This is a genomic window from Phenylobacterium aquaticum (assembly GCF_947378715.1).
GTDB classification, from domain to species: domain Bacteria; phylum Pseudomonadota; class Alphaproteobacteria; order Caulobacterales; family Caulobacteraceae; genus Phenylobacterium; species Phenylobacterium aquaticum_A.
Map to the genome: position 1 here is coordinate 13,847 of NZ_CANCLE010000013.1, position 25,646 is coordinate 39,492.

The following is a 25,646-nucleotide window of genomic DNA, read 5'->3' on the forward strand; positions in this document are numbered from 1 at the left end:
ACTCCGCGCCCGCGCGGTCGCGGGCGGCGCCTTCTACTCCGTAAAGACCGCGATCGTCGACCTTGACCTCGCGGCGGGCGCCTTGCGGGAGGACCGCACGGCGGGGGGCGTGCGCAGCAGGGCGACGCAGACCGCGGCGGCCATGGCGCCCAGGGCCAGCCACCATTCCTGCCAGACGCCAAAGCTGAACGCGCCGAAGGTCAGGTAGATCGTCGCCGTCGCCGCGCCCACCGCCGCAGCCGGATCGCGGGTCCGACGGCTGAGCCCGTTCCAGACGGCGATCCAGAACACGGCCGCGCCCACCGCGCCGATCAGGCCGAGCTCCAGCCAGATCTGCAGGGGGCCGTCATGCGGGTGCAGGATGATGCCGGGGCCGAACATGCGGCTGGAATCCAGGCCCCAGCCCCGGGCCGGGTGGTCGCTGATCCAGTCGGAGGCGTGACGCCAATAGCCCATGCGCTCGGACCAGGAGAGCGGCACGGCATGTTCCAGGGTCTGATAGAGGCCGGTGCTGCGCGCCGCCCAGACCAGGGCCGGCGCGGTCAGATAGAGCGTCGCCGTCAGAACCGCCAGCACCCGGGGCGCCCAACGCGGCCAGGTCCAGACCGCCAGGGCCGCGCCGGAGGCCGCGCCCAGGGCCAGCAGGGTGGCGTCATAGCCGAAGACGATACTGGGCCAGATGATCCCGGCCAGGATCGGCAGGCCCAGCCAGACGCCGCCGCCATAGCGAGAGGCCGCCAGGATCGCGGCGGGGGCGAACAGCGTCAGGCCGAACAGACCCTGGCAGACATTCTTGACCCCCAGGTCCGGCCGGATCGGGTCGCCCAGGGCGTCGCGGATGGCGCGATAGGCGCCGGCATAGGTGAAGCTCTCGCCCAGCATGATCAGCGACAACAGGGTCATGCCCCAGGCCAGCGTCCGCAGCAGACCGATGCGGCCGCCGTCCGTCGTGCGCCGCGTCCCGGCGATCACCGCTGCATAGAGCACGGTCTCGAACAGCAGCTTGACCGAGGTCGAGGCCCCGATGTTCTTGGGCGTGTAGGGGCTCCAGATCGCCGAGCCGATCGCCCAGATCAACAGGGTGATGATGGCGATCCCGGCCGGACGATCCTGTTCCTCGAGGGTCAGGCTGGGCAGCATCAACAGTCCGGCCAGGGCCGCGATCGCCGCATAGCCCAGGGGCGCCAGCCACCCCATCGGTACGGACACGACGAGGGCGGCCGCCAGGACCCAGCCGCACCAGACGGCGAGACGGTCGGTCGGGGCGACCGCAGCTTCGGTCACGCGCCCACCGGCAGGTGCTTCTCACGCATGGTCACCAGTTCCTCGGCCAGCGTCGGGTGAACCGCGCAGGTGGAATCCCACTGCGGCTTGGTCACCCCCATCTTCAGCGCGATCGCCGCCATCTGGATGATCTCCGGCGAGTCGGGGCCCACAACATGGCAACCCAGGATCTTTTCGCTGTCGGCGGCCACCACCAGCTTGATCAGGCAGCGGTCGTCGCCGCCATAGAAGGTGGTCTTCATCGGCCGGAAGCGGGACATGTAGATATCGACCTTGCCGTGCTGGCGGCGGGCGTCGGCCTCCGACAGCCCCACTGAGCCGACCGGCGGTTGGGAGAAGACGGCCGAGGCCACCATCTCATGGTCGAAACTGGTCGGGTTGTTGTGGAACTCGGTCTGGGCGAAGGCCGCGCCCTCGCGGATCGCCACGGGGGTCAGGTTGATACGGTCGGTGACATCGCCCACCGCCCAGATATTGGCGACATTGGTCTTGGAGAACCCGTCCACCGCCACGGCGCCGGCGTCATTCAGCGTGACCCCCGCCGTCTCCAGGCCCAGGCCGTCGACGTAAGGCTTGCGGCCGGTGGCGAACATCACGACGTCGGTCTCGACCACATGGCCGCTGGTCATGTGATTGGCCAGGCCGGTGGCGGTCTTCTCGATCCGGTCGTGCTGGCAGCCCAGCACCACCTTGATCCCACGCTTCTTCATCTCCTCCGCCACATGGGCGCGCACATCATCGTCGAAGCCGCGCAGGATATTGGCCCCGCGATAGACCAGGGTGGTGTCGACCCCCAGGCCGTTGAAGATGCCGGCGAACTCCACGGCGATATAGCCGCCGCCGGCGATCAGGATGCGCTTGGGCAGTTGCGGCAGATGGAAAGCCTCTTCCGAGGTGATGGCGTGCTCGACCCCGGGAATCTCGGTCGGCTTGAACGGCCGCCCGCCGGTGGCCACCAGGATCTTGTCGGCGGTGACGGTGCGGTCTTCCGCGCCATCCTTGCCCGCGATCGCCACGGTGTGGGCGTCGACCAGCCGGGCCTTGCCGTGCAGCAGCTCGGCGCCGGCGTTCTGCAGGTTGGTGACATAGATCCCGGACAGCCGGGCGATCTCGCGGTCCTTGGCCAGCAGGAACTTGGTCCAGTCGAACACCGCCCCGCTGGGCGACCAGCCATAGCCCTCGGCGGTCTTGGCGAAGGCCGCGAACTCCGAGGCGTAGACCATGAACTTCTTGGGCACGCAGCCGCGGATCACGCAGGTGCCGCCCACCCGGTACTCCTCGGCCACCGCCACCTTGGCGCCGGACATCGCCGCCACCCGGGCCGCGCGCACGCCGCCCGAACCTGCGCCGATCACGAAGAGGTCGTAGTCGAATTTCGCCACCAGAAACTCCTTAGGGCTCGAGGGTGACGACGCCGTCGGGCGTCCCCACCAGGGCCATGTCCGCCAGGTCGAGGAACAGGCCATGATCGACCACGCCGGTCACGCTCTTCAGCGCGGCGGCCAGGGCTGCGGGCTCCTCGATACGCCCGCAGGACGCGTCATAGATAAGGTTGCCGCCGTCGGTCTTCACGGGGGCGCCGTCCTTCATCCTCAGGCGGGGCGCCACGCCGAGGTCGCATTCGCTGAGCGCATCGCAGATCCGGGCCATCGTCGTCTTGTGTCCGAAGGCGACCACCTCGATCGGCAGGGGGAACCTGCCCAGGGTCGGGACCCGCTTGGCGGCGTCGGCGATCACCACGCAGCGCTTCGACGCCTCCCAGACCAGCTTCTCGCGCAGCAGGGCCGCGCCGCCCCCCTTGATCAGGGCGAGCGCCGGGCCGATCTCGTCGGCGCCGTCGACAGTCAGGTCGATGGCGGTGACCTCGTCCAGGGCCTTGACGATCATGCCCAGGCTCGTCGCCAGTTCGGCGGTGGCCACCGAGGTCGGCACGCCGACCACGTCCAGCTTGCGGGCCGCGAGCGCCTTCACGAACCAGGCGGCGGTCGAGCCGGTGCCCAGGCCGACGGTCATGCCCGACATCACCAAGTCGGCGGCGGCCTCACCGGCGGCGCGTTTCTGATCGTCAGCGTTCATCGTTCCGTCCTTTCGACCCACATACCGGGGCGGGCGAAACTTCGCAGTTATTTCTTCGCCCGCTTGGCCAGCTTGGCGGCGCGGAACCGGGCGGCCCAGCCTTCCTTGACCACCTGGCCGGAGCGCTCCAGGGCCAGGGCGTCGGCGGGCACATCGTGGGTGATCACCGAGCCGGAGCCGGTCATGGCGCCCGCCCCTATGCTCACCGGCGCGACCAGGGCGGAGTTCGAGCCGATGAAGGCGTCCTCGCCCACATGGGTGTCGTGCTTGTCGAAGCCGTCATAGTTGCAGAAGATCGTGCCGGCCCCGATATTGGCCCGCGCCCCCACCGTGCCGTCGCCCAGATAGCTCAGGTGGTTGGCCTTGGCGCCCTCGCCGACCTTGACCTTCTTCACCTCGACGAAGTTGCCGATATGGGCCTGCGCCCCGATGTCCGCGCCAGGCCGCAGTCGGGCATAGGGGCCGATCAGGGCGCCGGGTCCGACCCAGGCGCCTTCCAGATGGCTGAAGGCGCGGATCACCGCCCCGGTCTCGACGCTGACGCCGGGGGCGAAGACCACGAACTGTTCGACCATGACCCCGGGCTGCAGCTTGGTGTCCCAGCTGAAATGGACGGTGTCGGGGGCGGTCATCGCCACGCCCTCGGCCAGGAAGTGCGCCCGGGCGCGGGTCTGGAACACCGCCTCGGCCTGGGCCAGCTGCATGGGGGTGTCGCAGCCCATGACCGCGCTCTCCGGCGCGAAGGCGACCTTGACCTTCTTCTCCTCGCCCGTGGCGAAGCCGACGATCGAGGTGATGTAGTACTCGCCCTTGGCGTTCTTGTTGTCGACCCGGGAGAGCCAGGCGAACATCTGGGCCCGGTCGGCGCAGTACATGCCGGCGTTGCAGGCCTTCACCGCCAGCTCCTCGGGCGTGGCGTCCTTGGGTTCCACCACCCGGATCACATGGCCGTCCGCGCCCATGATCAGCCGGCCATAGAGCAGACCGTCCACCGGCTTGAAGCCCATGATCGCCAGCTCCGCCCCGGCCGCGCGCTGGGCGAACAGCGGCTCGAGGTCGGAGGACTTGAGCAGCGGGCAGTCGCCATTGGTGACCAGCACGTCGCCGTCGAAATCCGCCAGCGCCGTCTTGGCCGCCAGCACCGCGTGGGCGGTGCCCAGCGGCGGGTCCTGCACCGCCACCGCGGCCTCGCCCAGGCGCTTGACCACCAGGTCGCGGACGCCCGGGCTGTGATCGCCGACCACCACGATGATCTTCTCGCAGCCGGCCGCCTGGACGGTGTCGATCACCCAGTCCAGCAGGGTCCGCCCGCCGACCTTGTGCAGCAGCTTGGGGATGGGCGACTTCATGCGCGTGCCTTGGCCCGCGGCGAGAATGACGGCGGCGCGTGCGGTCATGGGACGTGATCCTGGAATCGAAGCAGTCGTTGCAATCTCGCGGCGTTTACCGGAAACGGCGAGCGCTTTCGTATGGAGCCGTCGCCGCCATGTCCCAGCTTGATGTCCTTCGTGGGGCGACCATCGCCTTCGACCTCGACGGCACCCTGGTGGATTCGGCGCCGGACCTGGTCAACACCCTGAACCTGCTGCTGGACCAGGAGGGCGTCCCCGCCCTGCCCTTCGAGGACGCGCGGCGCTTCATCGGCCATGGCGCGCGCCGCATGCTGGAGCGTGGCTTCTCGGTCCAGGGCCTTGAACCGGCTCCGGCCGAGATGGACGCCCTGTGGGCCCGTTTCCTCGACCACTACGAGGCCCACAGCGCCGACCTGACCCGCCCCTATTCCGGCGTGCCCGAGGCGCTGGCCACGCTGAAGGGCGCCGGGGCGAAGCTCGCGGTCTGCACCAACAAGCTCACCTATCTGTCGACCCCGATCCTCGACGCCCTCGACCTCTCGCAATATTTCGACGCGGTGATCGGCCGCGACCTCGCGCCGGCGCCAAAGCCGGACGGCCGCCACCTGATCTGCGCCGTCGCGGCGGCCGGCGGGCGGATCGACCGGGCGGTGATGGTCGGCGACGCCTCGACCGACGCTGGTGCGGCCAGGGCCGCCGGGGTCCCGCTGATCCTGATGAGCTTCGGCTACACCGAGATTCCCGTGGCCGATCTGGGCGCCGACATCCTGCTCGACCACTTCGACGGCATGGCGGAGGCCTGCATCCGGCTTTTGGGCGCTTGCCCGACGCAAGCGAGCGGGCTATAGGCGCATCCCTTCCGGCGGATGCGTAGCTCAGCGGGAGAGCACCTCGTTCACACCGAGGGGGTCACAGGTTCAATCCCTGTCGCATCCACCATTCTTTCCCAATATATTCAGACGGTTGAGGCTTCTCCCCATCGGGGGGCGCTTCTCGCCGTTCGCGGCGCCGGTCAGCGCAGCCCGGATGGCCCTTCGCTGACCGGCGAAATTGACGAAACACCCGGCGCCTGATCCAAGTCCGCCCATCCGCCAAACCGCCTTGGAAAACGGGACGACGACGCCATGACCGCCGACAACAAGCGCATCGTCCTGTCCAGCGACCACAGCGCCATCCTGCTTCGACAGGCCATCGCCGCGCACATCGCCGCCCAGGGCTGGGAGGTGGTCGACATCGGGCCTGTGACGCCGGAGAGCACGCCCTATCCGGAGCATGGCGCGGCGGCGGCGCGGCGGGTGGCCTCCGGCGATTGCCGGCTTGGCGTCATCCTGTGCGGCACGGGCCAGGGCATCATGATGGCGGCGAACAAGATCAAGGGCGTCCGCTGCGGCGTCTGCGCCGACACCTTCTCGGCCCGCATGATCCGCCAGCACAACGACGCCAACATGCTGTCGATCGGCGCGCGGGTGGTGGGCGAGGGCCTCGCGCTCGATATCGTGGATGCGTTCCTGGCCGCCCCCTTCGACGGCGGCCGGCATGTGGCGCGGGTGGCGATGATCGGGGCGCTGGAGGCGTAGCGTCCGCTTCGGCCGATGCTTGAGCGCCCTACTCCGACCGGTCCGGCGCGGCGCGGGCGTCAATGGCGGCTATGACCTGGTGCGGGTCGGTCGGGGCGGCCATTTCCTGGGATTGCGGGTCATGGCGGTCGGCCAGGTCCGGGTGGTCGCGGCGGAGCTCTTCCAGGAGCGCGATGATCTTGGCGCTGCGCTTGTCGGCCAGCAGGGCCAGTTCGAGGGTTAGCTGCGACCTGCGTTCAGCCAGCTGGTCCTCGCGCCGCTGGGTGACCAGGATCAGCAGCGCGACCAGCAGGGCGGCCAGGGTCGCGGCCAGCTCCAGCCAGGCGAAGGCGGGCTGATCGACGCGGCCACCGCCCCGCAGCGCGGCGAAGACCAGCCAGGCGCCGGTCAGGACGACCAGGGCGATCACCACCGCCGGGCGGCCAAGGCGCTCGGTCACCCCGTCGATCCCGCGCTGCATCCGGGTGGCGTGGCGGTGATGCTCCAGATGGAACTCGGCCAGCTGGTCGATGGACTCGATGGTCGCGGCGGCGAGGACGCCCTGGGGATCAGGACGGCGGGTCATGCGGCGGCGGGACCGGGCCGTGGCCGGGTCGGCTTGGGCGGGCCCGCCTTGGCTGAGCGCGCCATCCCCCTCGCCTCACGCTCGGCTGCGGCGCGATCCAGGAGCGCCTGACTGCGAGCCGCCGTCTTGGTGCAGTGGGCGTGCAGCCGCTCCAGTTCCCGGTCGGTCAGCTTTTCGATTCCCATGAAGGCGTTCTCGGCGTCCGAGGCGCGGATCAATTCGTCGAGCTTGGTCTGGACTGCGGCGCCGTCGCGGTTCTGGGTGTTCTGGATCAGGAACACCATCAGGAAGGTGATGATGGTGGTGCCGGTGTTGATCACCAGCTGCCAGGTCTCCGAAAACTTGAAGATCGGGCCAGAGGCCGCCCAGACCACGACCAGCAGCACGCAGGCGAGGAAGGCCAGCGGACTGCCGGTGATCCTGGCGGTGGCGGAGGCGAAGCGGGCGAACAGCTTGTCCATGGCGGGCGATGAGCCTTTGGGAATGGGCCTGCCACAACGCGGGCCACCCCATCGCCGTTCCTCCGCCGTCCGGACGGCCGACGCAGGAGGCTTGCCCCGACGCCGCTGCGGACGCACCATCGGCTCCAAATCAAAAAGCATTTCTTGATCCGAAAAGTGCGTCACACGTTTCGGGACATGCTCCAGGGAGGCCGCCCGTGAACCCGACCAAGGTCGAAGCCGTCGAATATACCGACTGCGTCTGCTCCACCGCCTGGGGGGCCGAGCCCCTGCTGCGCAAGCTGGACTGGCGATATGGCCACCACATCGCCTGGCGCAGGGTGATGGGCGGCTTGGTGGGCGATGCGGCCACCGGCAAGGACGCCTGGGACCGGGTCAGCGCCGCCGAGCCGATGCGGGCCTATTGGAAGCGGGTCTGGCGACTGACCGACATGCCCTATCCCAACCCCATGCACCTGATGCTGCAATCCACCGACCCCGCCGGCCAGGCCGTGAAGGCCGCCGAGCTGCAGGGCCAGGCGGTGGCCGAGGCGGTGCTGCGCCGGTTCCGCGAGCGGATCTTCGTCGACGGGATCGGCCCCCAGACCCCGGACGAATTCGACGCGGCCACGGTCGGCGTCGCCGGCCTCGACCACGCCCGCTGGCGCCTGGACCAGGCGCGTCCTGAGGTCGCCGCCGCCTATCAGGCCGACTGGCGCGAGACCCGCGAACCCAACGACTTCGTGCGTCAGCTGAAGCACGACAGCCCGATGAACGGCGAACTCAAACACTCCGAGGGTCACGACCGCTACGCCCTGCCGACCGTGATCTTCCGGGGTCCGGGCGGCGAGCACACCGTGGCCGGTTGGGTGTCGTACGAGGAATATGTCGCCGGCCTGGAGGCCGCCCTGCCCGGCGCGACCGCCGATCCCCGTCCCGATCCGACGCCGGAACAGGCCTTCGCCCGCTGGGGCATGCTGACGGCCAAGGAGCTGGAGATGCTGTGCGGTCCGGACGCCCAGCCGCCAGCCGACGCGGTCACTCGCGACTGGGGCGACGGCGTGGTCCACTATTCCGCCGCCGAGGCCCGGGCCCGGGGGTTGGCGGAGACCGCGACCGCCTGATCACAGGCCCTGGACGCCCGCGCGCCGTTCGCTAAGGTCCGGGCTCCGGGCCGACGCGGGCGCCCGGCCAGACGGGTCCGCCTGTCCAAGACCCGCTCCGATGCGCGCGCCCGCGCGGACCTGGAGCCGATGATGCCCGACGACGCCTTGTCCGAACACACGCCGCCTACGGCCACGCCGCCCAGCCTCGCCGAAGCCTTCTGGGTCTGGCTGAGGATCGGCCTGTTGTCCTTCGGCGGGCCGGCCGGCCAGATCGCCCTGATGCACAAGACCCTGGTCGAGGAGCGGCGCTGGATCGGCGAGCGGCGGTTCCTGCACGCCCTCAACTATTGCATGCTGCTGCCCGGGCCCGAGGCTCAGCAGCTGGCCACCTATATCGGCTGGCTGATGCACCGCACGGCGGGCGGGCTGGTCGCGGGCCTGCTGTTCGTCCTGCCCGGCGCCCTGGTGATGCTCGGCCTGAGCATCGGCTATGTCCTCTATGGCCACACCCCGCTGATCGCCGGCCTGTTCTTTGGCGTGAAGGCCGCCGTGCTGGCGGTGGTGGCCGAGGCGATCCTGCGGATCGGCAAGCGCGCCCTGAAGACCCCGGTGATGATCGGCCTGGCGGTCGCCGCCTTCCTGGCGATCTGGCTGGTCCAGGTTCCCTTCCCCATCATCGTGCTGTCGGCCGGACTGGTCGGCTTCCTGGGCGAGCGGCGCTGGCCGGGCCGGTTCGCCCAGGGCGGCGGTCATGGCGCGGGTGGCGATGGTCCTGACGACGGGACCGGGATCATCGACGCCATGTTCGCGCGCGGCGAGTTGGAGCACACCCGCCCGGCCCGGGGGCGAAGCCTGCGGGTGCTCGCCGTCTGGCTGGCGGTGTGGCTGGCGCCCTTCATCCTGCTGTGGATCGGGCTGGGCCCGGACAGCGTCTGGACCCGCATCGCCGGCTTCTTCTCGACCATGGGGGCGGTGACCTTCGGCGGCGCCTATGCGGTGCTGAGCTATGTGGCCCAGGCGGCGGTGCAGGCCTTTCACTGGATGACGCCCGGCGAGATGGCCGATGGCCTGGGCCTGGCCGAGACCACGCCGGGGCCGCTGATCATGGTCCTGCAGTTCGTGGGCTTCCTGGCCGCCTATCGTCACGCCGGCGGTCTCGACCCGCTGCTGGCCGGCATGCTTGGCGCCCTGTTGACCACCTGGGTGACCTTCGCCCCCTCGTTCCTGTGGATCTTCCTGGGCGGACCCTATGTCGAGCAGCTGCGCGGAAACCGCGCCCTCTCCGGGGCCCTGGGCGCCATCACCGCGGCCATTGTGGGCGTGATCGCCAATCTGGCCGTCTGGTTCGCCCTGCACACCCTGTTCCGCCAGACCACGGCCGTGACCCTGTTCGGCGTCGGGCCCGAGCTGCCGGTGCTGAGCTCCGTCGACCTCCGCGCCCTGGTCCTGGCGGCCATCGCCCTGCTGGCCATGCTGAGGTTCAAGGCCGGCATGGTCCCGACCCTGATCGGCTGCGCCCTGGCGGGCCTCGTCCTGACCAGCGCCGCGCTCTAAGCCCGCCGGGCCTTGCGCAGGCGCCGCCGCAGGCCCCACCACAGGGCTTCGGCGGCGAAGGCCGCCCCGGCGATGATCAGGGCGACATCCACGGCGAGGGTCGCGGCATAGCCCACCGCGAAGGCCAGCAGGGTGATCATGGTCCAGGCCTTCTCCCAGAGGGTCTCAGTCCGACGCCCGGCGGACAGACATAGGTCGCCTCCCAGCTGACCTTGCCGTCAAGGGGGCGCAGATCGGTGATCCGGCAGCCGGCCGGCAGCGCCACCGCCTCGGCCGCGCGGCGATAGGCGGCTTCGTCGAGGCTCCCCGGCAGGAAGCCCAGGCTCATGCCCTCCGACGCGCCTTGCAGGAAGGCCGCCCCGACATTGCGCTGGATCAGCAGATTGGGCTGGCTCGGATGGACCACCACCCGCATCACACGGCCCTCCACCCGCACGGACTGGCGCTGGTTGGAGCCCTCGTACTGCAGCAGTCGGGTGATCGGCTGGGAACGGCCCATGGCGTCATCGGTGGTCCAGACATGGGGGGCGGCCCCCGCCTCGACCGCGACGCCGCAGACGACCGCCAGCGCGGCGATCCCTGCAAGCGCGTGTCGAGCCTTGCCCGCCATAACCTCTCCCCACAGACCGTCTGCGCCATCCTTGACGACACCCTCCGCTCTATACCCGGCGGAAGACAAGCAACCATGGGTTCAATCGGGACGTGCGGCGCCCGTCAGGGTCAGGAGCTCGCGGCGGCGCCAGAGCACCACGGCGAGGTCATAGGGATAGGCTGCGGCCTCCCGGGCCTGCATCCCCAGCCAATAGGACAACCGGGTTCCGGCCCGGCCGGCGACGACAGGACCGGCCAGCGCATCGACGCCCAGGGCCCGGAACAGCATCCGCACCCGGGGCACATGATAGCTGTCCGTGCAGGCGACCGCCCCCGCCAGGCCCTGGGCGCGGATGAAGCGGCTGGCGGCGATGACGTTCTCGAGGGTGTCGCGGCTGTCCTCGTCCAGCACCACGCGATCGGCCGGAATATCGGCCCGGGCCAGCAGCTCGCCCATCAGCGAGGCCTCGGAGGGGCCGAACCGCCCCACCCCGCCGCTGCAGAAGATCGGGCTGGCCGGCGCCGCGCGGGCCGCAGCCACGGCATAGCGCACCCGCCGCGCCAGGCTGGGGCTGGCCTGGCCGTCCGGGCGCACGGCGGCGCCGAAGATGACAATGGCTCGGGTCATGGGGCTCGGGTCATCACGCTCCAGTCATGGGGGTCAGCATGACCAAACCCGATCGCGGGAGCTAGAGCGTGTTGAGCGGCGGGTTGTGTTGCTCGATCAGGTCCTCGCGCTCGGCCTTGCGGACGGCGGCGCGGACGTTGAGGCGGGTGAGCACCTCCGTGGCCCCGGGGCCCGAGGACGGCTGGGCCCGGGCGGTCTCCAGGGCCGATTCCCACTCTCGCGCCGAGAGCCGCTCGGTCTCGCCGGCATAGAGAACCTGCGCGCCGGTCGCGGTGATCCGGGCGATGACATAGTTGGCCCCGGCCGGTGGGAGGTAGCGCTCCTCTTCCAGGGTGACATAGCGGTAGAGATTGCCGGACTTGCCGGCGAACTCGATCTGGCGGGTCAAAACGCGCTCCCGACCTTTCAGGGACTGATACAAATGTCGAAGTGGCCCCGGACTGGGGCGAAAGATAGACCTCACGCACGAGAAGAGTCCGCTGGGTCAGCGGAACAACCGGCGCCAGAAGGCGTTCGGCGCAGGGCGAAGGCTCTGCTAGTCTTGTCTTCCGCTCGAGCCCGAAGCAGTTTTCGGGACCCTCATACTGTCTGAGACCGATCGCACGCAAGCCGATGGAACAGCCCGCCGACTTTAGCGTGAGACAGGAAGGGTCTGCGGCCGCCGTGACTCTGACCGGCGACTGGACCAATTCGACCATGGAACCGGCCGCCAGCGGCCTGGTCCAGGACTTTTCCGACCGCACCGGCGTGGCCTTCGATCTGACCGGCGTCGGCCGGCTGGACACCGCCGGCGCCTATGCGGTGATCCGCGCCGCTGGCGGCAAGCTGGACCCGGCCCGGGTGAAGGCGCGGCCCGAGACCCTGCGGCTGCTCGCCCTGGTCGCCGCCGCCGCCGCGCCGCGCCCGGTGCGCAAGCGCCCGCCGCGCGGCTTCATGCAGCTGACCATCCGCATCGGTCGCGGCGTCATCGACGTGGCCACCGAGCTGTTCGAGACCCTGGTCTTCGCCGGGCACCTTTTGGCCGTCTCCGGCATGGCGATCATCAATCCGCGCCGCGTCCGCTGGCCGGCGGTGGTGTCCCTGGCAGAGCGCGCCGGGCTCGACGCCATTCCGATCGTGGTCATCACCTCGTTCTTCATCGGGGCGGTGGTCGCCCTGCTGGGCGCCAACATGCTGCGGCAGTTCGGGGCCGAGGTGTTCGTGGTCGAGCTGATCGGCATCGCGGTCCTGCGCGAGTTCAACATCATCATCACCGCGATCCTGCTGGCCGGCCGATCGGCCTCCTCCTTCGCCGCCGAGATCGGCTCGATGAAGATGAACCAGGAGGTCGACGCCATGCGGGTGATGGGCGTCGACCCGTTCGAGGCCCTGGTCTTCCCGCGCTTCCTGGCCCTGTTCATCACCATCCCGCTCCTGACCTTCATCGCCACCGTCTCGGGGCTGCTCGGCGGCCTGGCCGTGACCTGGTCGGTGCTGGGCCTGGGTCCCGCCTTCTTCCTGCAGCGGATCCTCGACAATGTCGGCGCGGTCCACTTCTGGGTCGGCATGTCCAAGGCGCCGGTCATGGCCACCGTCATCGCCGGCATCGGCTGCCGCCAGGGCCTGGAGGTCGGCGGCGACACCGAGTCGCTCGGCCGCCGGGTGACCGCCGCCGTGGTGCACTCGATCTTCGCCATCATCCTGATCGATGCGGCCTTCGCCCTGATGTTCATGGAGCTCGACATATGAGCGGCCTGGACCAGCCGGCCGGGGCGGCCACGACACCGGTCATCGAGATCGAGGGCCTGGTCTCGCGGTTCGGCGAGAAGGTCATCCACCAGGACCTCAGCCTGACCGTCAATCGCGGCGAGATCCTGGGCGTGGTGGGCGGCTCCGGGGCGGGCAAGTCGGTGCTGCTCAACAGCATCATCGGGCTGAAGCGTCCGGACGGCGGGCGGATCAAGGTGTTTGGCCAGGACCTGACCCGCGCCAATCGCCGGGCGCGCGGCGCTGTCGAACGCCGCTGGGGCGTGCTGTTCCAGCAAGGCGCCCTGTTCTCGAACCTGACCGTGCGCGAGAACGTCTCCGCGCCGATGTACGAACATACCCAGATGTCGCGCCAGGCGATCCGCGAACTGTCCGACCTGAAGATCGCCATGGCCGGCCTACCCCCGGACGCCGGCGCGCTCAAGCCGGCGGAGCTGTCCGGCGGCATGCGCAAGCGCGCCGGCCTGGCCCGCGCCCTGGCGCTCGATCCGGAACTGCTGTTCCTGGACGAACCCACCGCCGGCCTCGACCCCATCGGGGCCGCCGCCTTCGACGAACTGATCCTGGATCTTTCCCGCAGCCTGGAGCTGACCGTGTTCATGATCACCCACGACCTGGACAGCCTCTACACGATCACCGACCAGGTGGCGGTGGTGGCGGACAAGCACATCGTGGCCAAGGCCCCGGTGCGGGAGCTGGAGCACTCCAGCCATCCCTGGATCAAAGAGTATTTCATGGGCCCGCGGGGCCGCGCCGCGGCCGCGGCCCAGGACAACCGGACGCTTGCCTGATGGAAAAAGACGCCAATTACGCCCTGGTGGGCCTGTCGACCCTGATCCTGTTCGTCGGGTTGGTGATCTTCGTCGTCTGGCTGGCGCGCCTGCAGTTCAGCCACGACTACGATGTCTATGACATCACCTTCCAGGGCCCGGTGCGCGGCCTGTCCCAGGGCGGCGAGGTCCACTTCAACGGCATCAAGGTCGGCGAGGTCACCAAGATCGCGCTGCGCAAGGAAGACCCCAACCAGGTGATCGCCACCGCCCGCGTCACCTCCGACGTGCCGATCCGCGAGGACTCCTACGCCACCCTCGAGCCCCAGGGCATCACCGGGGTGAACTATATCCAGATCACCGCCGGCACCCCGTCCAAGCCGCTGCTGAAGGACCTGTTCCCCAAGGACAAGGTGCCGATCCTGCGCAGCCAGCGCAGCGCGCTCTCCGACCTGCTGGAAGGCGGCGGCAACGTCCTGACCCGCACGGTGGAGGCGCTGGACCGGGTGAACCGCATCCTGTCGGACCAGAACATCAAGACCTTCAACGCCGCGCTCAGCGACACCCAGGCGGTCACCGCCGAACTGCGCGAACGCAAGGAAGTCATCGCCGACGCCCAGAAGGCGCTGCAGGATCTCGACGCCGCCACGGTGCAGATCGCCGCCCTGTCCAAGTCGACCCAGACCCTGGTCGACGGCGACGGCAAGCGCACGGTCAAGAACTTCGGCGACGCCTCCGAGGAGACACAGGCCGCCGCCAAGGACCTGCGCGGCATGATCGCCAAGCTCGACGGCCCGACCAGCGAGTTCGCCGCCAACGGCCTGCCGCAGCTGACGGCCGCCGTCTCGTCCCTGCAGTCGACGGCCGAGTCCCTCGATCGGCTGGCCCGCGAACTGCAAGCCAATCCCCAAGGCCTGGTGGGCAAGGCGCCCGCCTCGGAGAAGAAGGTCAAGCCATGAACCGGACCTGGATCCGCGCCGCCGGCCTCGCAGCCCTCGCGCTCAGCCTGTCGGCCTGCGTCACCGTCTTTCCGAAGACCAAGCCCGCCACCCTCTATCGGTTCCAGGGCGACGTGGTACCGGCCGGCCCGGCGGCGACGGTCCGCGTCGGGGTCGCCCGCTCCAATGGCAGCTTCAACGGCGCGGCCAGCGGCGATCGCATCCTGACCGTGACGGGGGCGGAGGTGGCCTATGTCGCCGACACCCGCTGGGCTGAGCCGGCGGTCAGCCTGTTCGACGAGGCGCTCAACCGCGCCTTCAACGCCAATCCGGGCGCCGCGCGCCTGGTCACCCGGGGCGAGCCCTCGCGGGCCGACTATTCCCTGCGGCTGGATGTGCAGCGGTTCGAGGCCGACTACGACCACGGCGGCCATGCCGCGCCCAAGATCGCCATCGACGTCCACGCCGTGATGGTCCGGGCCAGCGACCGGGCGGTGGTCGGCGACCAGGTGTTCTCGGTCGCCATCCGCGCCGGCGACAACCGCGTCTCGGCCATCGTGGCCGCCTTCGACGCCGGGGTCAGCCAGATGCTCGGCAAGCTGGTCGCCTGGGCGAATGCGGGCGTCGCGGCGGGCTAGGTGTCGAAGCTAGGACGGGGTTCGTGGACCCGATCGCGGACCACACCTGAGGCCGCGCCCCAAAGGCGACATTGGCTTCACCATGACCCGCTCGCCTGATAAGCGTCGAGAGGGTGTTGGCTTGGGGGAACGCCGTGGATATTCACAAGCCGAAACCCGTCCACAGCTGGCGGGAGCTGCTCTCCGAGGTCGGCGTCGTGGTGATCGGGATCGTGATCGCCCTGACGCTCGAGGAAGGCGTTCGCACCCTGCATGATCGCGAAATCGCGTCAGAGGCGCGCGAGGCGGTCAAAGAGGAAATTCGCCAAAATCTCTCGTACATGAGCGGCCGGCTTGAAACCCAGCCCTGCATCGAACGTCGGCTGGATGAGATCGGCAGGATTCTCGAAACGTCACGTGAGGGCGAGCTGAGCACGCGGCCGAATTGGGTCAGCCAGCCCTCCGTCTACTTCCTGTCGAACCAGCGTTGGCAAGCCGCAACGGGAAGCGGGCGCGTAAGCCTGCTCAGCACGGACGAACAGGGCAGTCTGGGCGTGTTCTCGGTGATCAATACGCGATTCAATGAGGCCGAGGCCCGGGAACAAGCCGCCTGGTCCCAACTGCGCGGGCTGGAGTCGTGGCAAGGGCCGCTTGGGTCTGAAGGGCGGGTTCATTTCGCCACAGCCGTTCAGGAAGCGCGCTATGAAATCTGGGAGACACGGATCACCATCGGGCTTGCGCTTCGGCTTGGTGAGAAGCTCGGGATCAAGCCCGACATGCCCAAGACCATGGACAAGAGCTACGTGGTTCCGCATGCGATCTGTCTGCCGATCTCGACCCCACGCGAGCAGGCTCTCAAGATCCTGTCCCAGGACGGATCGCCGCCGTGGGGCCAGCCGAAATAGTCAATCGATAGCGGGGGCGACTTGGCCGACAAGATAGATAGCTTTGGCGGCGACGCTGTCGCACGCCGCACCCTTCTGGCCGGCGCGGCGGCCTTGCCATTTGCGGCCGGCGCGGCCGGCGCCGCGCCCGCCAAGGGCTCCACCCATCGTTTCCTGCAGGTGGATGTGTTCTCGCCCGATCGGTTGCGGGGAAATCCGCTCGCCGTCGTGGTCGGCGCCGACGACCTCACCGACGACGACATGAAGCTGTTCTCGCGCTGGACGAACCTCAGCGAGACCACCTTCCTGATGCGCCCCACCCGGCCGGACGCCGACTATCGCGTGCGGATCTTTTCCGTCGGCGAGGAGCTGCCCTTCGCCGGCCACCCCACGCTCGGGACCTGCCATGCCTGGCTGGCGTCCGGCGGGAAGCCCCGGGGACCCATCATTGTCCAGGAGTGCCCTATCGGGCTCGTCCGGCTCCACCGCGCCGACGGTCGATTGGCGTTCGAGGCGCCGCCGCTTCGGCGCGCACCGCCCATGGACGCCGACATGTTGGCGCGGGTGCGCAAAGGTCTGGGCGTGTCCGACTCCGAGATCATCGCCACGAGCGTCATGGACGCGGGGCTGGAGCAGCCGGCGCTGATGATCCGCAGCCGCGCGCGCCTGCTGGAGCTGAAGCCGGACTGGCAGGCGCTGGGCATGGAGGCCCTTGGCGTCATCGCGCCGTGGAGCGACCGCCACGAGGCCGGCCAGCCCGACTTTGAGGTCCGGATGTTCGACGTCACCCTGTCCAATTTCGAAGACCCGGTGACCGGCAGCCTCAATGCCAGCCTGGCGCGCTGGCTGATCCCTGCGGGCCTCGCGCCGGCGCACTATGTGGCGAGCCAGGGGACGGTGCTTGGACGCACCGGCCGCATCCATGTGGACCAGGACGCCGACGGCCTCTGGATCGGCGGCGACACCACAACCCGCATCGAAGGCGTCCTGAACCTTTAAGGGTGGTTTGGCCTTCGGCGATGTCGGCTCCAGGCCCGCGCGTTCGTCGTTCCGAAGACTCAAGCGGAGGGGAAACGACATGGGACACAACGGTCAGCCCGAGGGGGCCGAGAACCCGACCACAGTCGCGCGCATGGCCGGCCGCGAGATCATCGTCACGCGCAGCTTCGACGGCGCCGCCCAGACGGTGTTCGAGGCCTGGACCCGGCCCGAACTGTTCCGGCTGTGGTGGGCGCCGAAGTCGATGGGCGCGGTGATCAGCGCCTGCGAGATCGACGCCCGCACCGACGGCGGCTATCGGATCACCTTCGGCGACGGGGCGGATCAGGCGACCTTCTTCGGCAGGTACCTCGAGGTGATCCCGCCCTCACGCCTCGTCTGGACCAATGAGGAGGGCGACCATGGACAGATCACGACCGTGACCTTCGAGGACCAGGGCGAACGCACGCGGCTGGTCCTCACCGAACTCTATCCCGATGCGCCGCCTGCCGAAGCCCTCGCCGGGATGCAGGCCATGTCGGCCGAGCAATTCGCCCAACTGGACGACCTCCTGGCCTCCAGGCGCCCGTAGCCATGAGCGCCACTAGACCTACGCCGCCGGCCGGAGCGCACGCACCAGGGTTCGGAGGAGCATGACGGTCTCGACCTCGGCGTCAGCGTCGCTCGGCTGACGCCACGCGCTCTGGATCACCACGACCACCTGTTCGGTCGGATTGATGTAGATGCGCTGGCCGAAGGCGCCCAAGGCCAGGAACGCGCCGGTATGCAGGCCGTCCGCGTAAGGCGCCCCCGGCAACGCCCACCAATGGTAGCCATAGCCCGCCGGACTGCCGGCCATGATCCGACCGCAAGCGGTCGCCGCGCAGTCGGGCTGGCCGGCGAGATCGCGCCAGCCGGCCGGCAGGACCCGTCGGCCACCAAACGCCACGCCATCTTCCAGCACCAGCAAGCCGAAGCGGCCGACGTCGCGCAGGCGGGCGCTGACCCCCATCCCGCCCAGCTCCAGGCCCTCCTCGCATTCCAGTTGCCAGAGCCCGTCGGCCTCCATGCCGGCCGGTCCCCAGACGGCCTCCGCGAAATAGTCGGCCAAGGGTCGGCCGACCGCCGCCGCGACCACGGCGCCCAGCAGGATGCTCTCGCCGGTCGAATAGTTGAAGACGGCGCCTTGCGGGGCCGCGCGCGGCAGGGTGCGCAGCAACTCCAGGACCGCGCCGGGTCGCCGACTGGCCATAGCCCGGCCCAGGCGCCTGACGTCGTTCCCGCCGGAATTCTCGCCCTCCTCCCAGGCCACGCCCGACGCCATCCGCAGGAGATTGCGCAGGGTGACGTCCTCATAGGCCGAGCCGCGCATCTGCGGCAGATAGAGGCCGCACGTCTCGTCCAGATCGCGAATTGCGCCATCGTGGAGCGCGGCGCCGACCAGCGTGGCGGTCATCGACTTCGCCGTCGAAAAGCTCGTCCAGCGGGTCTGCGGGCCGCTGCCCAGACCGTAGCGCTCCAGCGCGATCTCGCCGTTCTTCAGGATCAGGAACCCGGCCGTGCGCCGTCGCGCCATGAAGTCGTCGAGGTCGACCATCGCCTCCCCCACCCTGTAGGCCGGGTCGGCGAGCGGCCGGTCGTGCGGCGGCAACGCCCGCACCGCGCCACCGCGCCCGATCACCCGATGAGGCCAGATCTGGTCCTGGTTGCGGAAGGTCGCCGCCTGGTCCTCGGGCGTCGTCTTCATGATGTTCAAAGCCGCGCGCTCCGGCGCACCCGCACCCCTGCCTTCGTCATTGAGCCCCATGGCCATGGATCAGTCCTCCCCTTGAGAGGCCGCCAAATCGCGCCGGGAGGGGGCGTTTTCAACGCAAGTTAAGTTGGCTTGCCGAGGCCGCTTGCGGCTGGCACGGTTGCGGCCTGGTCAGGGTCCTGGCGACCCGCTGGCCGGCGTATCAGAGCCGCGCATGGCCCTTCCTGCTGCGCCTCCGCGACCATCGCGGCCTCCGCATCGCAAAATACGGCGAGGGCGGCCGCAGGTGCGGAAGGTGCGGCGACCCTCGGGCCCCTCAAAGCGTTCTGGGCGGCCGTTTCGGATTTGGGGCGGCCAAGTCGTAGCTGCTGCGAAGGCGCGCCTCGATATGAGTCCAGTCGGTGTCCGCAGGCGCGAGGTTCATCGCGATCCAGCCCGATGGACCGATATAGGCCGGCCAACTGTAGAGGCCGGGATCGAGTTCGATCAGCAGGTCCTGCTCCTCCTTGCCCGTGGTCCTGACGCACACCACAGTGCGGCCGTCGCCATGGTGGTTGTGCCGGAAGTAAGCGAACATCCGTCCGGCGACGTGAAACGCCGGGATACCATGCGAGACCTTCTCCCCGGTCTCCGGCAGGGCAAGGCAGAGACCGCGCAGCCTTTGGACGACGATGTCGGGGTCTTCAGCGAGCATCCTCAAAGCCCATGCCGCTGTGTGGCGCCCTCGACCTTGACCGCCACGTCCGGGCGCTCCAGAGCCTGGGCCGCCGTCGAGGGGGCGTAGGAGATGAAGATGTCGGTCATGCCGCCGCCGCCCCGCCCTTCGCCGCCCCGAGACCCTATCTAGGCATCAAAGCGGCGGGCAAGAGAAAGGTTGCCGAAGGGCGAGTTGGCGGGCGCACTCTCAATGGCCCCTTCCCACCCCTCGCTGAATTCCCCAAAGTCCGCTTCTCGCGCCTCGCCCCGCCCTACGCGATCCCCGCGATCCGTTTCGCCGCCGTCACCGTGTTCTGCAGCAGGCAGGCCACGGTCATCAGGCCCACGCCGCCGGGGACCGGCGTAATCGCGCCGGCCACTTCGCTCACGGCCTTGTAGGCCACGTCACCGACCACCTTGGTCTTGCCGGCCGCCGCCTTGACCGGATCGGAGAACGGCACGCGGTTGATGCCCACGTCGATCACGGTGGCGCCCGGCTTGACCCAGTCGGCCTGGATCATCTGCGGACGGCCGACGGCGGCGACCAGGATGTCGGCCTCGCGGCAGACGGCCGGCAGGTCGACGGTGCGCGAGTGGGCGATGGTCACGGTGCAGTCGGCCTGCAGCAGCAGTTGCGCGATCGGTCGGCCGACCAGGACGGAGCGCCCCACCACCACCGCCCGCTTGCCGGCCAGATTGTCGCCCAGGGTCTCGCGCAGCATGATCATCGAGCCCAGTGGCGTACAGGGCACCAGGGACGGCAGGCCTTGCGACAGCCGCCCGGCGTTGATCACGTGCAGGCCGTCGACGTCCTTGTCCGGATTGATCGCGGTGATCACCGCCTTCTCGTCCAGGCCCTTGGGCAGCGGCAGCTGGACCAGTATGCCGTGGATGGTCGGGTCGACATTCAGCGCCTCGACCAGGTCGAGCAGGGTCTCCATCGACGCATCGACCGGCAGGATGTGGGTCACTGAATGCATGCCCGCCGCCTTGGACTTCTCGCCCTTGGACCGGACATAGATCTGGCTGGCCGGGTCCTCACCCACCAGCACCACGGCCAGGCCAGGGGTCAGGCCGTGCTTCGCCTTCAGCTCGGCCACCTCGACGGCGACCTCGGCCTGCAGGCGCTCGGACAGCGGCTTGCCATCGATGATGCGGGCTTGGCTCATGGGACCTCCGACGGCTTTCGAGAACGTGGGCGCTCGACTACCGGGTCTGGCCCCTGCGCGCAACGCGCTGAAAACTCATGCCGGAATGCCGGACGCCCCTAGTCCTTGCCGTAGAGATAGGGATAGGCCGCCGTCTTGCCCGACAGCACATCGGCCAGCGGGATCGGCGTCCAGCCCACGGCCAGGCTGTCGCTGTCCTTCCAGGCCCAGAGGATCAGGTCGCGCAGTTCCGAGGCGCCGGCCGCCAGCCGATCTGTGGCGAAGGCGGTTCCGATCGTGGCGCCAGGCGCCAGGCCGCCGGCCTTGATCATCTCATAGAGCGGCTCGACCTGCTTGCCGCTGGTCGCCAGATAGGCGGTGACGCAGCCCATCAGTTCGCCCGTGCAGGTCTGCACCGGCGCCACCTTGGCCCGGACCATCGGCGTGGTGACCGTGTTCAGCACCAGCTCCCCCTCGAAGGGGTTGTGGATCTTGTCCTGGGTATAGCCGTTGGGGTTCGGGAACGGCCCCCAGCCGTTGTAGTGCACCGTCACGTGCAGGGGCTGGGACCCGTCGCCGACGAAGTGCGACAGATAGCCAACGGTCTGGAGGATCTGGGCCTCGCGCCGCGCGCGGTCGGCCTTCAGCCAGGCCCGGTGGGCCCGGTTCTTCTCATGCGGAATGGCATAGGTCTCGGCCCGCCAGTGGGCGAAGTCCTTGGCCAGCTGCTGGGACTGGTCGACGATGGAATAGGGCAGATAGCCGCCCTTCCAGCTGTCCATGCCCAGGCCCTGCATCAGCTTCTCATAGTCCGGCCGGGTGACCGGCAGCTCGGCGGCCAACGGCCCGCCATGCACGCGGCCGGCGTCGTCCAGGTCCAGGAAGTGGCCGGCGTCGCGATTGGTGTCGTGGGTCTTGCCGGCGCCCTTCGACCGGTCCGGCTCGCGCGACATCTCGCCGGCCCCGGCGACGAAGGCCGGGGTGCGCATAAAGGGGGGCAGGTCGCTCGGCAGGGCCTCGATCGCCGCCTCGCCAATGATGCGGTGGCCCATGCCGCCCCAGGCGAACGCAGGCGCGGGGGCCGCCAGGACCAGGGCGGCGAGGGTGAGGCGGCGAAGGGTGCGGATCATGGCCGCGATTTGACCCTCCCCGCCCTCGAAGGCAAGCCGCGCTTCAGTGAATTTTCAGCGTCGCCTCGACCCGGCTTACCCAGGCCTGAACCTGCGGATAGTCGGCCAGATCGAAGCCGCCCTCGTGGGCCACCCGGGTGTAGGCCACGAGGGCCACGTCGGCGAGGCTCACCGCCGCGCCGACCAGGAAGGCGGAGCGCGCCAGGGCCTTGTCCAGCCGCGCCAGGGCGGCCTCGCCGCGCTCGATGATCTTGGGGTCGAGCTCGGCCAGGGACTTGCCCAGATAGTGCATCTGGAACCGGGCGACGGCCACATAAGGCTCGTGGCTGTACTGCTCCCAGAACATCCATTCGTACATCCGCGCCCGGTCATAGGCGTCGCCCGGGATCAGGTCGGAGCCCTCGGCCAGATGCAGGATGATGGCGTTGGACTGGGCCAGCGGCCGGCCGTCGTCCAGCACCACCGCCGGGACCTGCCCGGCCGGGTTCATGGCCAGGAATTGAGGGGTGCGGCTCTCGGCCTTCAGCACGCTGGTCTCGACCCACTCATAGGCCAGGCCCAGATGATCGGCCGTCCACTTCACCTTCAGGCAGTTGCCCGAGATCGAGTCGCCATAGATGCGCATGCCGTGGTTCCCCTTGCTGACGGCGCGTCATAGCGGTCCCGCCGCCGCATGCAATCCAGGCGCTCTGGCGCCCCTGTGAGACGAACTGATGACGCCTGGCTTGCCCTGAGAGGAGAGTCCGGGTACCTAGGCGGCCGCTGACAGAACAACGACGAAGGAGGACGCCGTCATGGGACGCCGCCTCGCCGCCCTGGCCGCCCTTCCCCTCCTCGCCCTCGCCGGCGCCGCACATGCGGACTCCGCCCCGCCGTCCGATCCGATCGGCGATCTGTTGATGTCCGCCCTGACCGGCGCCCTGCCCGGCACCCCGGACTTCCAGCTGAAGGCCAGCCTCTATCACGCTGGCGCCCGGGGCGTGGGGGGCATGGACTCGCTCGGCTGCCGGGTCGTGGCCATGCGCACCGCCGCCATCGACGCCCATCTGATCCCCAAGCACACCATCCTGTTCATCAAGGAAACCGTCGGCCTGCCCCTGCCCGACGGCGGCGCCCATGATGGCTACTGGTATGCGTCCGACACCGGCGGCGCGATCAAGGGCGACCGCATCGACCTGTTCACCGGCATGAACGCCGCCTCGATGAAGGTGATGCGCTCGCTGAACCTCACCAGCCTCTCCGTCACCAAGGCCGGCGAGTTCAAGGGCTGCCCGCCGAACTAGGCGCAGCCCCAGACCAAAATCCCCCAGCAAGACCTCGACCGCCGGCGCATCCGCTTCGGCGTGCAAACCTGTTCGCGAGGCCCCCCGTGCCGGTCCATCGTCCCAACTTCTTCCTGTTCACCGGCGGCCCCGGGGTCGGCAAGACCACCCTGGTCGAGCACCTCAAGGCGCGGGGCGAGACCTGCGTGCCCGAGACCCATCGCCAGGTGATCCGCGAACAGGCGGCCCTGGGGGACCGGGGGCTGCCCAGGTCGGACCAGACCGGGTTCCGCGACCTCTGTGGGCGACGCGACGTCGAGATCTTCGACCGCCTGGCCGGCGAGACCCGCCGGGTGTTCTTCGACCGGGGCATATTGGACAGTCTGGCCGGCGACGGCCTCGATCCGCCCTGGCTGGAGCGGGCGGCGGCGGAGCGCCGCTACGCCGCGACCGTCTTCGTTCCCCCGCCCTGGGCGGAGATCTACGAGACCGACGCTGAGCGCATCCAGGACTTCGCCGAGGCGGTCGCCACCCACGGCCGTATCTGCGCAGGCCTGACCCGACGGGGCTATCAGGTGGTCGAGCTGCCCCGGGTCAGCGTCGAGGACCGGGCCACCTTCGTGCTCGAGGCCGTGGCGCGCGCCGGCTTTTGACCCTCAGGTCTCGACGAAGGCGCGTTCCAGCACATAGTCGCCGGGCGCGGCCAGCGAGCCCTCGACATAGCCGTAGCTTTCCAGCTGCACCTTGAGGTCGGCCAGGACCGACGGTCCGCCGCAGAGCATGAAGCGGTCCTCCGCCGGATCGAGCCTTGGCAGGCCCAGATCGGCGAAGATCTTGCCCGACGCGATCAGGTCGGTGATCCGGCCCTCATGCTTGAACGGCTCGCGGGTCACGGTCGGATAGTAGAGCAGCTTCGGCGCGACGATCTCGCCGAGGATTTCGTCATTGGGCAGATCGCGCTCGAACAGCTCGCGATAGTTCAGGTCGGCGACGTGGCGCACCGTGTGGGTGACGATCACCTGCTCGAAGCGGTCATAGACCTCGGGGTCGCGGGCCAGGCTGAGCCAGGGGGCCAGGCCCGTGCCGGTGCCCAGCATATAGAGCCGCTTGCCGGGCTTCAGACCGTCCAGCACCAGGGTGCCGGTGGGCTTCTTGCCGATCAGCACCTTGTCGCCGACCTTCAGGTGCTGGAGGCGCGAGGTCAGCGGGCCGCTCTCGACCTTGATGGAATAGAATTCCAGCTCCTCGTGCCATGAGGGCGAGGCGATGGAATAGGCGCGCAGCAGCGGCTTGCCGTCCACCTCCAGCCCGACCATCACGAACTGGCCGCTCTGGAAGCGGAAGGCCGGGTCGCGGGTGGTGCGGAACGAGAACAGCTCGTCGGTCCAGTGCTGGACCCAGGTCACGGTCTCGTAGAGGAAGGCGCCGGCCTTCTTGGCCGGGGCGGCGGCGGTCACGTCGGTCATGATCTGTCTTGCAGTCCGTTGGGCGTCAGATATCGCCGCCGACATTGCTGACGGCGTCGGGCGCGCGGGCGACATGTATGCCGCATTCGGTCTTTTCGGAACCCGCCCAGCGGCCGGCGCGGACATCTTGTCCCTCCTCCACCGGATTGGTGCAGGGCCAGCAGCCGATCGAGGGGAAGCCCTGGGCCACCAGCGGGTGGGCCGGCAGGTCATGTTCGGCCATGTAGCCGTCCAGCTCGGCCTTGCCCCAATTGGCCAGGGGATTGAACTTCACCTGGCCGTCGGCCTGTTCCACCACCGGCAGGGACATGCGGTCACCGCCGTGGAAGCGCTTGCGCCCGGTGATCCAGGCGTCGAACTCGGTGAGCGCCTTGTCCAGCGGCAGCACCTTGCGGATGTGGCAGCAGCCGTCGGTGTCGGTCTTCCACAGATTGGCTTCCGGGTCGGTGGTGGCCAGGTCCTGGAAGGCCGGGCGCAGGTCGCGGATGCCGGTCAGGCCCAGCTTGGCGGCCAGGGCCTTTCGATAGTCGAGCGTCTGGCCAAACAGCATGCCGGTGTCGAGGAACATCACCGGCATGTCCGGCTTGATCCTCGAGATCATGTGCAGCAGGACCGCCGACTCCGCCCCGAACGACGAGACCAGGGCGAGCTTGTCGCCGAAGGTCTCCACGGCGCTTTCCAGCACCGTCATCGGATGGGCGTGGCGCAGTTCCGCGTCCAGGCGGATGGCGACGTGCGGGCGTTCGATCTGGTCAAAAGCCATGGGACTCAAGCCTCCCCGCGCTCGACATAGGCGGGTGCCTTGGTGTCGGCGGCGCGCTGATAGACGTGACGGTGACGGTTGGCGACATGGGCCCACTGGGCCGGCTGCGACCCGTCGGCGGGAGCGAAGGCGTCGAACCCGCAGCGGATCATGTGCCCGCCCTGTTCGACAACCACATCGCCCACGGCGCGGATCTCACCCCTGTAGCCCAGGCGTTGGCGCAGGATGCGCGCCGAGCTGTAGGCGCGGCCGTCGGTGAATTTCGGAAAGGCCAGCGCCACCACCGACAGCCGTGGCAGGTCATAGGCGAGCGCCTCGACCT

Annotated in this window: 31 protein-coding genes and 1 tRNA gene; 14 read left to right on the plus strand and 18 right to left on the minus strand. The window is 69.2% G+C overall.

Annotated features, from left to right (window positions below):
• Nucleotides 1-33: 33 nt before the first annotated feature.
• The 4 genes from Q7P21_RS03445 to glmU are packed head-to-tail and all read right to left on the minus strand — an operon-like array spanning nt 34 to nt 4,757.
• On the minus strand, nt 34-1,284 hold the full coding sequence (locus tag Q7P21_RS03445; protein ID WP_304170022.1) for an O-antigen ligase: 1,251 nt from the start codon (nt 1,282-1,284) through the stop codon (nt 34-36).
• Complete coding sequence (gor, locus tag Q7P21_RS03450; protein ID WP_304170021.1) at nt 1,281-2,666, minus strand: glutathione-disulfide reductase; 1,386 nt, start codon at nt 2,664-2,666, stop codon at nt 1,281-1,283. Before gor ends, Q7P21_RS03445 begins: the two co-directional genes overlap by 4 nt.
• A 10-nt stretch (nt 2,667-2,676) precedes the next feature.
• Nucleotides 2,677-3,360: a ribose-5-phosphate isomerase RpiA gene (gene rpiA, locus Q7P21_RS03455; protein WP_304175762.1), complete on the minus strand. Its 684-nt coding sequence runs from the start codon at nt 3,358-3,360 to the stop codon at nt 2,677-2,679.
• 47 nt (nt 3,361-3,407) lie between these two features.
• Nucleotides 3,408-4,757 (minus strand): bifunctional UDP-N-acetylglucosamine diphosphorylase/glucosamine-1-phosphate N-acetyltransferase GlmU, encoded by a 1,350-nt coding sequence (gene glmU / locus Q7P21_RS03460; protein ID WP_304170019.1) that lies wholly within the window; start codon nt 4,755-4,757, stop codon nt 3,408-3,410.
• Between the two features lie 89 nt (nt 4,758-4,846).
• Here glmU and gph point away from each other — a divergent pair, with 89 nt between their 5' ends.
• The 3 genes from gph (at nt 4,847) to rpiB (ending at nt 6,289) form a co-directional block, all read left to right on the plus strand.
• The gene (gph, locus tag Q7P21_RS03465; RefSeq protein WP_304170018.1) at nt 4,847-5,560 is read left to right on the plus strand and encodes a phosphoglycolate phosphatase; all 714 of its coding nucleotides are present in this window, start codon (nt 4,847-4,849) and stop codon (nt 5,558-5,560) included.
• A 16-nt stretch (nt 5,561-5,576) separates the two neighbouring features.
• A tRNA-Val gene (locus Q7P21_RS03470) sits at nt 5,577-5,651 on the plus strand.
• Between the two features lie 185 nt (nt 5,652-5,836).
• Nucleotides 5,837-6,289 (plus strand): ribose 5-phosphate isomerase B, encoded by a 453-nt coding sequence (gene rpiB, locus Q7P21_RS03475; protein WP_304170127.1) that lies wholly within the window; start codon nt 5,837-5,839, stop codon nt 6,287-6,289.
• Nucleotides 6,290-6,317: 28 nt separating this feature from the next.
• Here rpiB and Q7P21_RS03480 read toward each other — a convergent pair whose 3' ends face one another.
• On the minus strand, nt 6,318-6,854 hold the full coding sequence (locus Q7P21_RS03480) for a DUF1003 domain-containing protein (protein ID WP_304170126.1): 537 nt from the start codon (nt 6,852-6,854) through the stop codon (nt 6,318-6,320).
• Nucleotides 6,851-7,315 carry a low affinity iron permease family protein gene (locus Q7P21_RS03485; protein ID WP_304175764.1) on the minus strand — a complete coding sequence of 155 codons (465 nt, stop codon included), beginning with the start codon at nt 7,313-7,315 and terminating at the stop codon, nt 6,851-6,853. The genes Q7P21_RS03480 and Q7P21_RS03485 overlap by 4 nt, the downstream gene beginning before the upstream one ends.
• Nucleotides 7,316-7,512: 197 nt before the next feature.
• Here Q7P21_RS03485 and Q7P21_RS03490 point away from each other — a divergent pair, with 197 nt between their 5' ends.
• Together Q7P21_RS03490 and chrA are read left to right on the plus strand one after the other, a co-directional pair.
• On the plus strand, nt 7,513-8,418 hold the full coding sequence (locus tag Q7P21_RS03490; RefSeq protein WP_304175766.1) for a DsbA family protein: 906 nt from the start codon (nt 7,513-7,515) through the stop codon (nt 8,416-8,418).
• Between the two features lie 132 nt (nt 8,419-8,550).
• Nucleotides 8,551-9,954 carry a chromate efflux transporter gene (gene chrA / locus Q7P21_RS03495; RefSeq protein ID WP_304175768.1) on the plus strand — a complete coding sequence of 468 codons (1,404 nt, stop codon included), beginning with the start codon at nt 8,551-8,553 and terminating at the stop codon, nt 9,952-9,954.
• On the opposite strand, the gene Q7P21_RS03500 is transcribed toward chrA, so the two are convergent.
• The 4 genes from Q7P21_RS03500 to Q7P21_RS03515 all read right to left on the minus strand — a co-directional run bounded on the left by Q7P21_RS03500 (nt 9,951) and on the right by Q7P21_RS03515 (nt 11,561).
• Nucleotides 9,951-10,094, minus strand: coding sequence for a hypothetical protein (locus tag Q7P21_RS03500; protein ID WP_304170122.1), 144 nt, complete (start codon nt 10,092-10,094; stop codon nt 9,951-9,953). The genes chrA and Q7P21_RS03500 overlap by 4 nt on opposite strands.
• Complete coding sequence (locus Q7P21_RS03505; RefSeq protein WP_304170121.1) at nt 10,091-10,564, minus strand: hypothetical protein; 474 nt, start codon at nt 10,562-10,564, stop codon at nt 10,091-10,093. Before Q7P21_RS03505 ends, Q7P21_RS03500 begins: the two co-directional genes overlap by 4 nt.
• A gap of 81 nt (nt 10,565-10,645) precedes the next feature.
• Entirely contained in the window at nt 10,646-11,173 is a 528-nt protein-coding gene (locus tag Q7P21_RS03510; RefSeq protein ID WP_304170120.1) for a YdcF family protein, read from the minus strand.
• 61 nt (nt 11,174-11,234) lie between these two features.
• Nucleotides 11,235-11,561, minus strand: a complete 327-nt coding sequence (locus Q7P21_RS03515) for a hypothetical protein (RefSeq protein WP_304170119.1) — start codon at nt 11,559-11,561, stop codon at nt 11,235-11,237.
• A 224-nt stretch (nt 11,562-11,785) separates the two neighbouring features.
• Here Q7P21_RS03515 and Q7P21_RS03520 point away from each other — a divergent pair, with 224 nt between their 5' ends.
• The 7 genes from Q7P21_RS03520 to Q7P21_RS03550 all read left to right on the plus strand — a co-directional run bounded on the left by Q7P21_RS03520 (nt 11,786) and on the right by Q7P21_RS03550 (nt 17,698).
• Entirely contained in the window at nt 11,786-12,901 is a 1,116-nt protein-coding gene (locus Q7P21_RS03520) for an ABC transporter permease (protein ID WP_304175770.1), read from the plus strand.
• Nucleotides 12,898-13,710: an ABC transporter ATP-binding protein gene (locus Q7P21_RS03525; protein WP_304170117.1), complete on the plus strand. Its 813-nt coding sequence runs from the start codon at nt 12,898-12,900 to the stop codon at nt 13,708-13,710. Before Q7P21_RS03520 ends, Q7P21_RS03525 begins: the two co-directional genes overlap by 4 nt.
• The gene (locus Q7P21_RS03530; RefSeq protein WP_304170116.1) at nt 13,710-14,648 is read left to right on the plus strand and encodes an MlaD family protein; all 939 of its coding nucleotides are present in this window, start codon (nt 13,710-13,712) and stop codon (nt 14,646-14,648) included. Before Q7P21_RS03525 ends, Q7P21_RS03530 begins: the two co-directional genes overlap by 1 nt.
• Complete coding sequence (locus Q7P21_RS03535; RefSeq protein ID WP_304170115.1) at nt 14,645-15,265, plus strand: ABC-type transport auxiliary lipoprotein family protein; 621 nt, start codon at nt 14,645-14,647, stop codon at nt 15,263-15,265. The genes Q7P21_RS03530 and Q7P21_RS03535 overlap by 4 nt, the downstream gene beginning before the upstream one ends.
• Before the next feature lie 134 nt (nt 15,266-15,399).
• Nucleotides 15,400-16,149, plus strand: a complete 750-nt coding sequence (locus tag Q7P21_RS03540) for a hypothetical protein (RefSeq protein WP_304170114.1) — start codon at nt 15,400-15,402, stop codon at nt 16,147-16,149.
• A 21-nt stretch (nt 16,150-16,170) separates the two neighbouring features.
• Nucleotides 16,171-17,127, plus strand: coding sequence for a PhzF family phenazine biosynthesis protein (locus Q7P21_RS03545; protein WP_304175772.1), 957 nt, complete (start codon nt 16,171-16,173; stop codon nt 17,125-17,127).
• Between the two features lie 79 nt (nt 17,128-17,206).
• Complete coding sequence (locus Q7P21_RS03550) at nt 17,207-17,698, plus strand: SRPBCC domain-containing protein (protein WP_304175774.1); 492 nt, start codon at nt 17,207-17,209, stop codon at nt 17,696-17,698.
• An 18-nt stretch (nt 17,699-17,716) separates the two neighbouring features.
• On the opposite strand, the gene Q7P21_RS03555 is transcribed toward Q7P21_RS03550, so the two are convergent.
• The 5 genes from Q7P21_RS03555 to Q7P21_RS03575 all read right to left on the minus strand — a co-directional run bounded on the left by Q7P21_RS03555 (nt 17,717) and on the right by Q7P21_RS03575 (nt 22,458).
• The gene (locus tag Q7P21_RS03555) at nt 17,717-18,919 is read right to left on the minus strand and encodes a serine hydrolase (RefSeq protein ID WP_304175776.1); all 1,203 of its coding nucleotides are present in this window, start codon (nt 18,917-18,919) and stop codon (nt 17,717-17,719) included.
• A gap of 256 nt (nt 18,920-19,175) precedes the next feature.
• Complete coding sequence (locus Q7P21_RS03560; protein ID WP_304172207.1) at nt 19,176-19,553, minus strand: MmcQ/YjbR family DNA-binding protein; 378 nt, start codon at nt 19,551-19,553, stop codon at nt 19,176-19,178.
• A gap of 274 nt (nt 19,554-19,827) precedes the next feature.
• On the minus strand, nt 19,828-20,724 hold the full coding sequence (folD, locus tag Q7P21_RS03565) for a bifunctional methylenetetrahydrofolate dehydrogenase/methenyltetrahydrofolate cyclohydrolase FolD (RefSeq protein ID WP_304172209.1): 897 nt from the start codon (nt 20,722-20,724) through the stop codon (nt 19,828-19,830).
• Between the two features lie 98 nt (nt 20,725-20,822).
• The gene (locus tag Q7P21_RS03570; protein WP_304175779.1) at nt 20,823-21,833 is read right to left on the minus strand and encodes a S1/P1 Nuclease; all 1,011 of its coding nucleotides are present in this window, start codon (nt 21,831-21,833) and stop codon (nt 20,823-20,825) included.
• A gap of 43 nt (nt 21,834-21,876) precedes the next feature.
• A complete protein-coding gene (locus Q7P21_RS03575) occupies nt 21,877-22,458 on the minus strand; it encodes a glutathione S-transferase family protein (protein ID WP_304175781.1) in 582 nt (193 codons plus the stop codon).
• A 169-nt stretch (nt 22,459-22,627) separates the two neighbouring features.
• Between Q7P21_RS03575 and Q7P21_RS03580 the strand changes: the two genes are divergently transcribed.
• Nucleotides 22,628-23,116, plus strand: coding sequence for a 3D domain-containing protein (locus Q7P21_RS03580; RefSeq protein ID WP_304175783.1), 489 nt, complete (start codon nt 22,628-22,630; stop codon nt 23,114-23,116).
• A gap of 86 nt (nt 23,117-23,202) precedes the next feature.
• A complete protein-coding gene (locus Q7P21_RS03585; RefSeq protein ID WP_304175785.1) occupies nt 23,203-23,748 on the plus strand; it encodes an AAA family ATPase in 546 nt (181 codons plus the stop codon).
• 3 nt (nt 23,749-23,751) lie between these two features.
• Here Q7P21_RS03585 and Q7P21_RS03590 read toward each other — a convergent pair whose 3' ends face one another.
• From Q7P21_RS03590 to Q7P21_RS03600, 3 genes are all read right to left on the minus strand, one after another.
• Nucleotides 23,752-24,561 (minus strand): ferredoxin--NADP reductase, encoded by an 810-nt coding sequence (locus Q7P21_RS03590; protein WP_304171960.1) that lies wholly within the window; start codon nt 24,559-24,561, stop codon nt 23,752-23,754.
• A 25-nt stretch (nt 24,562-24,586) separates the two neighbouring features.
• Nucleotides 24,587-25,324: a phosphoadenylyl-sulfate reductase gene (locus tag Q7P21_RS03595; RefSeq protein ID WP_304171962.1), complete on the minus strand. Its 738-nt coding sequence runs from the start codon at nt 25,322-25,324 to the stop codon at nt 24,587-24,589.
• A 5-nt stretch (nt 25,325-25,329) separates the two neighbouring features.
• On the minus strand, nt 25,330-25,646 hold a 317-nt coding region (locus Q7P21_RS03600; RefSeq protein WP_304171964.1), incomplete at its 5' end, for a DUF934 domain-containing protein.

What these genes read in the sequence shown, in the direction of transcription:
- Q7P21_RS03580 (WP_304175783.1), top strand. Translation starts at nt 22,628, where the DNA reads ATGGGACGCCGCCTCGCCGCCCTGGCCGCCCTTCCCCTCCTCGCCCTC.
- Q7P21_RS03520 (WP_304175770.1), top strand. Translation starts at nt 11,786, where the DNA reads ATGGAACAGCCCGCCGACTTTAGCGTGAGACAGGAAGGGTCTGCGGCC.
- Q7P21_RS03525 (WP_304170117.1), top strand. Translation starts at nt 12,898, where the DNA reads ATGAGCGGCCTGGACCAGCCGGCCGGGGCGGCCACGACACCGGTCATC.
- folD (WP_304172209.1), bottom strand. Translation starts at nt 20,724, where the DNA reads ATGAGCCAAGCCCGCATCATCGATGGCAAGCCGCTGTCCGAGCGCCTG.
- Q7P21_RS03595 (WP_304171962.1), bottom strand. Translation starts at nt 25,324, where the DNA reads ATGGCTTTTGACCAGATCGAACGCCCGCACGTCGCCATCCGCCTGGAC.
- Q7P21_RS03575 (WP_304175781.1), bottom strand. Translation starts at nt 22,458, where the DNA reads ATGCGCATCTATGGCGACTCGATCTCGGGCAACTGCCTGAAGGTGAAG.
- Q7P21_RS03570 (WP_304175779.1), bottom strand. Translation starts at nt 21,833, where the DNA reads ATGATCCGCACCCTTCGCCGCCTCACCCTCGCCGCCCTGGTCCTGGCG.
- Q7P21_RS03550 (WP_304175774.1), top strand. Translation starts at nt 17,207, where the DNA reads ATGGGACACAACGGTCAGCCCGAGGGGGCCGAGAACCCGACCACAGTC.
- Q7P21_RS03510 (WP_304170120.1), bottom strand. Translation starts at nt 11,173, where the DNA reads ATGACCCGAGCCATTGTCATCTTCGGCGCCGCCGTGCGCCCGGACGGC.
- Q7P21_RS03560 (WP_304172207.1), bottom strand. Translation starts at nt 19,553, where the DNA reads ATGCTCGCTGAAGACCCCGACATCGTCGTCCAAAGGCTGCGCGGTCTC.
- Q7P21_RS03590 (WP_304171960.1), bottom strand. Translation starts at nt 24,561, where the DNA reads ATGACCGACGTGACCGCCGCCGCCCCGGCCAAGAAGGCCGGCGCCTTC.
- Q7P21_RS03485 (WP_304175764.1), bottom strand. Translation starts at nt 7,315, where the DNA reads ATGGACAAGCTGTTCGCCCGCTTCGCCTCCGCCACCGCCAGGATCACC.
- gph (WP_304170018.1), top strand. Translation starts at nt 4,847, where the DNA reads ATGTCCCAGCTTGATGTCCTTCGTGGGGCGACCATCGCCTTCGACCTC.
- Q7P21_RS03530 (WP_304170116.1), top strand. Translation starts at nt 13,710, where the DNA reads ATGGAAAAAGACGCCAATTACGCCCTGGTGGGCCTGTCGACCCTGATC.
- chrA (WP_304175768.1), top strand. Translation starts at nt 8,551, where the DNA reads ATGCCCGACGACGCCTTGTCCGAACACACGCCGCCTACGGCCACGCCG.
- glmU (WP_304170019.1), bottom strand. Translation starts at nt 4,757, where the DNA reads ATGACCGCACGCGCCGCCGTCATTCTCGCCGCGGGCCAAGGCACGCGC.
- Q7P21_RS03535 (WP_304170115.1), top strand. Translation starts at nt 14,645, where the DNA reads ATGAACCGGACCTGGATCCGCGCCGCCGGCCTCGCAGCCCTCGCGCTC.
- Q7P21_RS03505 (WP_304170121.1), bottom strand. Translation starts at nt 10,564, where the DNA reads ATGGCGGGCAAGGCTCGACACGCGCTTGCAGGGATCGCCGCGCTGGCG.
- rpiA (WP_304175762.1), bottom strand. Translation starts at nt 3,360, where the DNA reads ATGAACGCTGACGATCAGAAACGCGCCGCCGGTGAGGCCGCCGCCGAC.
- Q7P21_RS03480 (WP_304170126.1), bottom strand. Translation starts at nt 6,854, where the DNA reads ATGACCCGCCGTCCTGATCCCCAGGGCGTCCTCGCCGCCGCGACCATC.
- rpiB (WP_304170127.1), top strand. Translation starts at nt 5,837, where the DNA reads ATGACCGCCGACAACAAGCGCATCGTCCTGTCCAGCGACCACAGCGCC.
- Q7P21_RS03555 (WP_304175776.1), bottom strand. Translation starts at nt 18,919, where the DNA reads ATGGCCATGGGGCTCAATGACGAAGGCAGGGGTGCGGGTGCGCCGGAG.
- Q7P21_RS03500 (WP_304170122.1), bottom strand. Translation starts at nt 10,094, where the DNA reads ATGATCACCCTGCTGGCCTTCGCGGTGGGCTATGCCGCGACCCTCGCC.